We start from the raw sequence: 8,126 nt of genomic DNA on the forward strand, positions 1-8,126 counted from the left end.
AAGGCACTTGGTTATAGGCTGTGCTTGCTTCAGCTTCGATAATGAACTTAACCTGTGGATATGAAACATTATTTAAAAAATCATAAACTTTTAGAGGATCAAAAGTTTTGAACAAACTCTGCTTTTCATTTGGCATTTTTTCTCCTTACTGTTAAAAGAAAGTTGTTAGTTTCTTAACATCATATACCTGTTGTGAGTTAATTTCTGAGTATGCCTCATGAGGAACTCGTCATCAAACTCCTTTCCTCAAATTTAGCGGTGCGCTCTTTATCATGTGCTTTATACCATTCAAGGCTTTTAGCATCCGCCGCCCGGATCGCCGACACCGACTGATCGGTTGCGGCCTGGATGCCGCTGATCTGCTGGCTGATCTCGCCGGTGGCCTTGGCGGTCTGCTCCGCCAGCGCCTTCACTTCGGCCGCGACGACGGCGAAGCCGCGGCCGGCCTCGCCGGCGCGCGCCGCCTCGATGGTGGCGTTGAGGGCCAAGAGATTGGTCTGTCCGGCGATACTGTTGATCAGCTCGACGACGTCGCCGATGCGCGCCGCGGCCTTGGCGAGTTCTTCGACGCGGCCGTTGGTCTGGCGCGCCTGCTCCACGGCTTCGTGGGCGATGCGGGCAGAGTCCTGCACCTGGCGGCTGATCTCGACGATCGACGAACTCATCTCCTCGCTGGCGGAGGCGACCGACTGTACGTTGGTCGAGGCCTCTTCGGAGGCCCCGGCCACCGTCGTGGCCAGTTCCTGCGAGCGTTCGGCAGTCGAGGTCAGCGAGCTCGCGGAGGCTTCCAGTTCCTGTGAGGCCGACGACACGGTGTGGACGATCTCGCCGACGGCGTGCTCGAAGGATTCGGCGAGCCGCAACGTATCCGCCTTGCGCTGCGCGGCGGCGCGATGCTCGGCCTCCGCCTGCTCGGCCTCGAGCCGGCGGCGCTCGATCGCATTGGTCTTGAACACCGCCACGGCCTCGGCCATCTCGCCGATCTCGTCGCTGCGGCCGGTGCCCGGCACCTCGACGTCGATGCGGCCGGCGGCGAGCTGTTTCATCGTGTCGGTGATGGCGTGGATCGGCCGCGTGATCATCCGGGCGATCAGCATCGACACCGCGGTGATCAGCAGCAGCACGATGGCGGCCGCGATCAGCGCGCGCTGCGTCGCCGCCCAGGTCTGGGCGTCGAGGTCGTCGATATAAACGCCGGTGCCGACGATCCAGCTCCACGGCGCGAAGCTGCCCACATAGGTCAGCTTCGGCTGCGGCTTGTCGGAGCCCGGCTTGGGCCAGACATAGTCGACGAAGCCGCTGCCGTTGCGACGCACTGTGTCGACCATTTCGGCGAACAGCGGTTTGCCGTTGGGGTCCTTGGTGTTGGTCTGGTCCTGGCCGATCAGCTGCTTGGCGATCGGATGCATCAGCATGCGGCTTTGCATGTCGGTGATGAAGAAATACTCGTTGCCGCCGTAGCGCAGTTTGGAGACGCGCTCCAGTGCTCGCTTCTGCGCCTCTTCGGGCTTGAGAGCGCCGCTCTGCGCGGCGTCGTATTCCTCTTTGATGATGGCGATTGCCAGTTCGGCGATGTGGCTGAGTTCGAACTGCTTCTGCTGCTTCAGCGCCGCACCCATCTCGTATGAACTCAGCAATGTCGTGCCTGTCAGGCCGAGAAAGCCGAGACCGATCAACAGATAGATCCGACGACCGATCGTCATACGCAGTTTCGAAAGCATTCTGGCAATCCCCTTGTGGCACGATTCCACGGCGCGCCGCCGCAAGAGCGTCGCTCCGCGTCCCCTGCAAGCGGACTTTCGCCCGCTGCATTTTTTTGACGACAACATGCGGAGCTCGGCCGTCAATCGGCCAGACATCCGGCATGGGCTTCCCGCCGGGCTAATTCCCGGCCGCGCTTCAGGTGCTCCCGGCGACGGCCACTGGCAACCGCTCCGTCAGACTACGCGCGCGGCGAAGCCATGAGTTCCTGATAATCAACCTTGCAGGATCATTTGATATCGAAACGTAAAAATCTACCGCAGCTGATACGTTGGTCTGAGGCAAAAACGAGCAAATATTGTATTTTGGTTTGATGTTACCTGCTTGGGATTATCCTAAGTTAGGCTCGATACCTTCCTTGTAATCCTGCGGCGCCTGGGACGGCCGCTGCGGCCTCGCAAATTGCCGCGAAGGAAAGTCACGGGTGGTCCGTATTCCCCACAACGACCGGCGTGCTGCCGGAATCCGTGGGGATTGACGATGAAGCGACTGATCAGATTCGTGAGTTTAGTGACGATCTGCAGCGCTGAGACCGGCCATGCGGCCGATCTCGGCTATCGCGTACCGCCTGCGAAAGCGCCCTCGATGGAGGTGCTCACGGCGACGAGTTGGGCGGGCCCGTATCTGGGTGTCCAGGCCGGCTATGTTTCCGGTCGCAGCGAGACCTCGCTGCCGGCCACCGGCGAATTTCATTTCGCAGACCCGAAAGGCGCATCCGGCGGCATGTTCGGCGGCTTCAATCAGCAATGGGGCCGTCTGGTGGCTGGTATCGAAGGTGATATCAGCTTTGTCGATGCCAATGGCCGCGTCGATATCGGACTGGGCCCCGACCCGAGCCTTGCGCAGCTCGAAACCAAGATGGAGTGGAACGGTCATGTTCGTGGCCGTCTCGGCTACGGTTTCGACAGCGCATTGGTTTACGTGGCAGGTGGTCTCGCGGTTGCCGGCGTCGAAAACCGGGCGATCGACAACGTCAGTGGCGCGACCGCGAGCTGGAAGGGCACACGCACCGGCTGGTCGATCGGCGGCGGTGTCGATTGGCGTCTCACGCGGGCCGCCACGGTCCGGGTCGAGTACATCTACGACAACTACGGCAAGACCAGCCTCGGTGCGCAAAGCATCGGTGCCGTCACCTTCGCCGACCGCGACAGCAAGCTCGACACACACACGCTTCGCGCCGGCCTCGGCTGGAAATTCTGAGCACCGTCCGGTCGAAGCAACATCAATCGTCAGCGTATCTAAAGAGAGGACACGAAGATGCACCGCTACCTTGCACTCGCTCTGCTCGTCTGCACAACTGCGACCGCCAATGCGGCGCCACTGGCTCCCCGGGCGCCCCTCACGGCACCGGCCGGCGTCACCCTGGCCGAACCGGTTGCTTGCGTTCGCGGCGGCTGGCACGGTCCGGGGGTCTATCGTGGCTGCGGCTATTATCGGCCGGGCTATCCGTTGCGGCCCTATCCATACTACGCACGGCCGTACTACCCGGTCGCGCCGTACTACGCGCCCCGTGTCGTGGTGGCGAACCCGTTGCCGGTTGCCCCGCGCCAATGCTGGATCGCCGGCGCCTGGCGGCCGTGCTAGTCGGATGCAGATGATGGCTGTCGGGCGCGCTCCATTTGTGATGCGGCCCGGCGGGGCAAGGTCGATCGACATGCAGGACACCAGCGACGAGATGTTGATGGCGGCCGTCGCGGCGCGCCGTCAGCAGGCGTTTCGCATCCTGATGGATCGTCACATGCCGCGCGCCATCCGGGTGGCGCAGCGCATCGTCCGCAATCCGGCGGAGGCTGACGATATCGGCCAAGAGGCCTTTTTGCGCGTCTGGCACAAAGCGGATTCCTTTGACCCGGCCATCGCGCGCTTCACCACCTGGCTGTATCGCATCGTGCTCAATCTAGCGTTCGATCGGGTACGCCGGCCCAGCTTTGCGCCGATCGACGAGGCTGCCGAAATCGAATCCGGCGAGCCGGGCGCGGTGGAAACGATCATCGCCCGCGAGCAGCGCCGCGCCTTGCAGGACGCGATGGCGAGGCTGCCGGAGCGGCAGCGCGGCGCCATCGCGCTTTTTCACATGGAAGGCCTGTCCGGCGAGGAAGCCGCTCGAGCGATGGATCTCAGCGCCAAAGCGTTCGAGTCGCTGCTCGGGCGCGCCCGTGCCGCACTGAAAAAAGAAGTCGAAAACATCGAGAACGACAGGAGGTCGCGATGACGCTCGATCGCTTCACACAACTCGCCGAGACTTGGGGGGGCGACGTTGGACGCTGGCCCGAGCCGGAACGTGCCGCGGCCGAGCGCATCGCCGCGACCGGGGAGGGCGCTGCCATCCTGCGCGCGCAACGCTCTCTGGATGAGATTCTGTCGGCGGCGCCGCAGATCGATGAAGCGCGCAGTCGCCGCGCCGCGTTGGCGGTGCTGCAGCGGATCGCCGCGACCGAAACTCGCGAGCCCGAATCTCGCGAGCCCTGGTATCGACGCTGGCTGCAACCCGCGACACTGGTGCCGGTCGGCAGTCTCGCCTGTTCGGCCCTGCTCGGCATCTGGATCGCCGGCACGCTGCCTTATCACCAAACCGAGCAGGCGCTCGCCGCAGTCGATGCGGTGTTCGACGCTTCGGCTCTGACGCTATGGGGACATCAATGAGCATCCGTCTCGGCCCGTTCACCGGCGGCCGCTTGCTGCTGCTGGCGTCGCTTTGTCTGAATGTCGCGCTCGGCGCCTATATCGGCGCCCAATGGGCGCAGGCGGAGTGGGCACCGAAGACGGTGGCAACCACCATGCCGATGCGGTTGATCGAGCGCGTCGCGCAGCGTCTGCCGCCGGCCGACGCCGACATCCTGCATCGCATCGCCGAGGCCAAGCGGCCGCAGATGCAGCCGCTGCAGCAGGACTACACGGCGGCGCTGATGAAGACGCTGCGGCTGGCCGGCCAGCCCGAGCTCGACAAGCCGGCGCTACGCGCCGCGATCCAGGACGCGCGGGACAAGCGCGTCAAGATCGGCGACGCCGTGATCGAGACGTTCGTCGAAACTCTCGAGCACATTTCAGCGAAAGGACGTCGGCAACTCGTCGGCGACTTTTTTCGCTGAGCGCGGCGGGCGCCGCGAAGGATCGGATGCGTTGGAGCGTATCCATTACATCCGGCGTTTCAACGCCGATCTCCAATGTGAGGATACGATATGGTGCGAATGACCCAGCCTCCGCTTCGCCGCAAACCTGTGCTCCACGTGAGCGACACCGTGGTGCGCGCAACGCTGGTCGCCGCCAGCGCTGTCGTCGTGCTGATGCTGTCGCTGTCCTTGGCGAGTGCACAGGACAATGGCGCCGCACGCGAAGCCTGCAAGCCGGACTACCAGAAGTTCTGCAGCGGCGTTATGCCCGGTGGCGGCCGCATCAAGAAATGCCTGATGGACAATTTCAGCGGCCTGTCGGACGCGTGCAAGAAGGTGGTGAGTGAGGCGAAGTAACTGCCAGAACGCTAACCACTCACGCGACGTCATCGCCGGGCTTGACCCGGCGATCCATCCTCCTCGCAAAAAAGTAGGCATCTCGCGCGCTCCGCGCGATGGATGCGCGGGTCGAGCCCGCGCATGACGGTAGTCGGTTTGGCGCTACAATTTATACGCCGTCCTGAACCCGCCCCAATGCCGTCCGCGGACTTTCACCGGGACGTCGATTTCTCGCATCATCACGGTGACGCCGCCGCCCATGTCGCGGGCGTAGCTCTGGATCAGATAGGCGCGGGTATTGCGTCCGGCGGCGAGGCCGGCGGGATCGTTGAAGATGCGGCGGTTGCGGCAGTTGGCGGTGTTGTAGGCGACGTCGCCGGGGCGCTGCGGCTGCGAATAGACCTTGTTGTGCACCGGCAGATAGCCGTTGCGGTCGATCATCACGCAGAACGCCATCCGCGGATCCTTGGCCAGGAAGGCTTCCTGAAACGGCGGCAGCGCGCGGTCGGCCCAGTCGAGGATCTGGGTGCGATACTGCCTGGGATCGGTGCCGGGAATTTCGACGTAGTTGTCGTCGAACATCTGCTCCAGCGTGATGGCGCCGGTCGCGACCGCACGCTCGAACAGTTGGTTGAGTTCGGTGCCGGCCTGCATCGCGCGGGTGACGAATTCGGTGTTCTCGTCGCGGATCGCCCACAGCCGGTCTTCGATACGCTCCTGCAGCGCCGCGCCCGGCGCGACGAACTGGGCGACCGCGCCGCTGCTGCCGATCTCGCGGATACGGATCTGGCAGTCGCCGACATCCTGCAGCGTCGCGCTGAGCATCGTTTGCTTGGGTAGCGCCGCGGCGGCGGGGCCGCTGATCAGCACGCCGTCCATCGCGATCTCGTAGACCGGCGCGGTGATCCGTCCTTTCGGCGTGTCGATCTCGATCGACAAATGGCAGGGCAGGCGCTCGCGGCGGCGCTCGTGCTCGCGCTCGTTCTGCTTCAGCAGCACCGCGGTGCGGGTGCGCAGCTTCTCGGCGAAGCTGGTGACGTCTTGGCCGGCGCGGGCGACTTCGCCGCCGTGGTGCTCGGCCTCGCGGGTGACGCTGTCGATCTCGGCCGCGCTGTCGCCGACCGAGACGATGAAGCTCGACGCCTGCGCGGCGTTGTCGGCGACTTCGCCGGTGGTGCGGGTCTGCTCGCCGACCGCGCCGTTGACGTTGTCGAACACCGGCCGGATCGCGGCGATCGCATCGCTGATCCGATGCACCGCGTCGGCGGAGCTCGACGCGTCGCGCTGCAGCGCCTCGATCTTGCGGCGGATTTCCTCGGTGGCTTCCTGCGTCTGCACCGCCAGCGCCTTGACCTCGGTCGCCACCACCGCGAAGCCGCGCCCGGCAGCGCCGGCGCGTGCGGCTTCGATGGTCGAATTCAGCGCCAGCAGCGTGGTCTGACGGGCGATCTGCGAGATCAGATTGACCACATTGCCGATCGCCGCCGAGGATTCGCGCAGGCGGTCCACATTGGTGCTGGCTTCGGCCGCCGCGGCGCTGGCCTGGTCGGCGAGGTCGGAGGCCTGTCGCACCTGGGCGCCGATGGCTTCGGCCGAATGGGTGAACTTGTCGGCGGCCTGCGAGAACGAGGCCGCGGTCGCCTGCGCGGCGCTGGTGCGGCTGGTCAGCGCATCGGTGCGCTCGCGGATGGTGTGCAGGGTCGAGGTGGTGGCGCGGGTGCCGACCGAGACCTGCTTGGCCGAGCGCTCGAGCTGGCGAATCAGCGAGCCGAGTTCGAGCTCCAAGAGTTCGAGAATCTCGCTGCTGCCGTCTTGCGGCTCGGGCGAGGCGGGGACCGGCTCAGGCACCAGGGCAGGGGCGGCCTCGGGGGCCAGCGCCACGGCGGGACGCTTACGCAACAGGCCTAATGGCATGGGAACTCCGGCGGAAATGGAACCGAGCTATGCATGCTCGCATGACCGCGTGAACCCAGGGTTAACTTTCCCTTCCTCGTTGAGTTACGTGGGTTGTGGACGCCGCCTCGCTGCAAGCCTTTGATTTCGGCCGTGCCGCCGACTATAACGCCGCGCCGCAGCCCCTAATTCCTGATCGACCCGAGAGAGCGCATGGCCGGACATTCCCAATTCAAGAACATCATGCACCGCAAGGGCCGGCAGGATGCGCAAAAGTCCAAGCTTTTCAGCAAGCTGGCTCGCGAAATCACGGTCGCTGCCAAGCTCGGCACGCCCGATCCGGCGATGAACCCGCGGCTGCGCGCAGCGGTGATCGCGGCTCGCGCCGAGAACATGCCGAAGGACAATATCGAGCGCGCCATCAAGAAGGCGATCGGCGGCGAGAGCGAGAACTACGACGAGATCCGCTACGAAGGTTACGGTCCCGGCGGCGTCGCGGTGATCGTCGAAGCGCTGACCGACAACCGTAACCGCGCCGCCTCCGACATCCGCTCCTATTTCACCAAGTCGGGCGGCAATCTCGGCGAAACCGGCTCGGTGTCCTTCATGTTCGACCGCACCGGCATCATCGAGTTCGACGCCGACAAGGCTTCGGCCGACGACATGCTGGAAGCCGCGATCGAGGCCGGCGCCGACGACGTAGTGTCGGGCGAAGGCGGCCACGAAGTCTATGCCTCGCAGGAAACCTTCCGCGACGTCGCCAAGGCGCTCGAAGCCAAGTTCGGCGAACCGCGCAAGGCCGCGGTGATCTGGAAGCCGCAGAACACCGTCGCGGTCGACGACGAGACCGGCGAGAAGCTGTTCAAGCTGATGGACAACCTCAACGACCACGACGACGTCCAGAACGTCTACGCGAACTTCGAGGTCTCGGACGCACTGATGGCGAAGATGGCGGGGTAAGTCGTTCGCCCAAAGCGTGTTCACGGTCTTGCGGGCAGCGCCGCTCCATAGAACCACGTCATC

General features: G+C 64.4%; 9 protein-coding genes. 7 read left to right on the forward strand and 2 right to left on the reverse strand.

Going from position 1 to position 8,126, the window contains the following annotated elements:
- Positions 1 to 215: 215 nt before the first annotated feature.
- Positions 216 to 1,721 carry a cache domain-containing protein gene (locus I5M_RS20900; RefSeq protein ID WP_022723180.1) on the reverse strand — a complete coding sequence of 502 codons (1,506 nt, stop codon included), beginning with the start codon at positions 1,719 to 1,721 and terminating at the stop codon, positions 216 to 218.
- A gap of 520 nt (positions 1,722 to 2,241) precedes the next feature.
- Here I5M_RS20900 and I5M_RS30285 point away from each other — a divergent pair.
- The 6 genes from I5M_RS30285 to I5M_RS20925 all read left to right on the forward strand — a co-directional run bounded on the left by I5M_RS30285 (position 2,242) and on the right by I5M_RS20925 (position 5,228).
- Positions 2,242 to 2,961 carry an outer membrane protein gene (locus tag I5M_RS30285; protein ID WP_022723181.1) on the forward strand — a complete coding sequence of 240 codons (720 nt, stop codon included), beginning with the start codon at positions 2,242 to 2,244 and terminating at the stop codon, positions 2,959 to 2,961.
- Between the two features lie 57 nt (positions 2,962 to 3,018).
- On the forward strand, positions 3,019 to 3,345 hold the full coding sequence (locus I5M_RS32410; protein ID WP_148287930.1) for a hypothetical protein: 327 nt from the start codon (positions 3,019 to 3,021) through the stop codon (positions 3,343 to 3,345).
- A 40-nt stretch (positions 3,346 to 3,385) separates the two neighbouring features.
- Complete coding sequence (locus I5M_RS30290) at positions 3,386 to 3,973, forward strand: RNA polymerase sigma factor (RefSeq protein ID WP_051048801.1); 588 nt, start codon at positions 3,386 to 3,388, stop codon at positions 3,971 to 3,973.
- On the forward strand, positions 3,970 to 4,404 hold the full coding sequence (locus tag I5M_RS20915) for a hypothetical protein (RefSeq protein WP_022723183.1): 435 nt from the start codon (positions 3,970 to 3,972) through the stop codon (positions 4,402 to 4,404). The genes I5M_RS30290 and I5M_RS20915 overlap by 4 nt, the downstream gene beginning before the upstream one ends.
- Positions 4,401 to 4,850: a periplasmic heavy metal sensor gene (locus I5M_RS20920; RefSeq protein WP_022723184.1), complete on the forward strand. Its 450-nt coding sequence runs from the start codon at positions 4,401 to 4,403 to the stop codon at positions 4,848 to 4,850. Before I5M_RS20915 ends, I5M_RS20920 begins: the two co-directional genes overlap by 4 nt.
- A gap of 99 nt (positions 4,851 to 4,949) precedes the next feature.
- Positions 4,950 to 5,228: a cysteine rich repeat-containing protein gene (locus I5M_RS20925; RefSeq protein ID WP_244432065.1), complete on the forward strand. Its 279-nt coding sequence runs from the start codon at positions 4,950 to 4,952 to the stop codon at positions 5,226 to 5,228.
- A 144-nt stretch (positions 5,229 to 5,372) separates the two neighbouring features.
- On the opposite strand, the gene I5M_RS20930 is transcribed toward I5M_RS20925, so the two are convergent.
- Positions 5,373 to 7,124, reverse strand: coding sequence for a methyl-accepting chemotaxis protein (locus tag I5M_RS20930; protein ID WP_031337247.1), 1,752 nt, complete (start codon positions 7,122 to 7,124; stop codon positions 5,373 to 5,375).
- 192 nt (positions 7,125 to 7,316) lie between these two features.
- On the opposite strand from I5M_RS20930, the gene I5M_RS20935 reads away from it, so the two are divergent.
- Entirely contained in the window at positions 7,317 to 8,063 is a 747-nt protein-coding gene (locus I5M_RS20935; protein WP_022723187.1) for a YebC/PmpR family DNA-binding transcriptional regulator, read from the forward strand.
- The last annotated feature ends 63 nt before the right edge of the window (positions 8,064 to 8,126 follow it).

This window comes from Rhodopseudomonas sp. B29 (genome assembly GCF_000333455.1).
Taxonomy (GTDB): domain Bacteria; phylum Pseudomonadota; class Alphaproteobacteria; order Rhizobiales; family Xanthobacteraceae; genus Rhodopseudomonas.

Coding starts and splice junctions, on each gene's coding strand:
- I5M_RS20915 (WP_022723183.1), top strand. CDS start 3,970: ATGACGCTCGATCGCTTCACACAACTCGCCGAGACTTGGGGGGGCGAC.
- I5M_RS30290 (WP_051048801.1), top strand. CDS start 3,386: ATGCGGCCCGGCGGGGCAAGGTCGATCGACATGCAGGACACCAGCGAC.
- I5M_RS20935 (WP_022723187.1), top strand. CDS start 7,317: ATGGCCGGACATTCCCAATTCAAGAACATCATGCACCGCAAGGGCCGG.
- I5M_RS20930 (WP_031337247.1), bottom strand. CDS start 7,124: ATGCCATTAGGCCTGTTGCGTAAGCGTCCCGCCGTGGCGCTGGCCCCC.
- I5M_RS20900 (WP_022723180.1), bottom strand. CDS start 1,721: ATGCTTTCGAAACTGCGTATGACGATCGGTCGTCGGATCTATCTGTTG.
- I5M_RS20925 (WP_244432065.1), top strand. CDS start 4,950: ATGACCCAGCCTCCGCTTCGCCGCAAACCTGTGCTCCACGTGAGCGAC.
- I5M_RS32410 (WP_148287930.1), top strand. CDS start 3,019: ATGCACCGCTACCTTGCACTCGCTCTGCTCGTCTGCACAACTGCGACC.
- I5M_RS30285 (WP_022723181.1), top strand. CDS start 2,242: ATGAAGCGACTGATCAGATTCGTGAGTTTAGTGACGATCTGCAGCGCT.
- I5M_RS20920 (WP_022723184.1), top strand. CDS start 4,401: ATGAGCATCCGTCTCGGCCCGTTCACCGGCGGCCGCTTGCTGCTGCTG.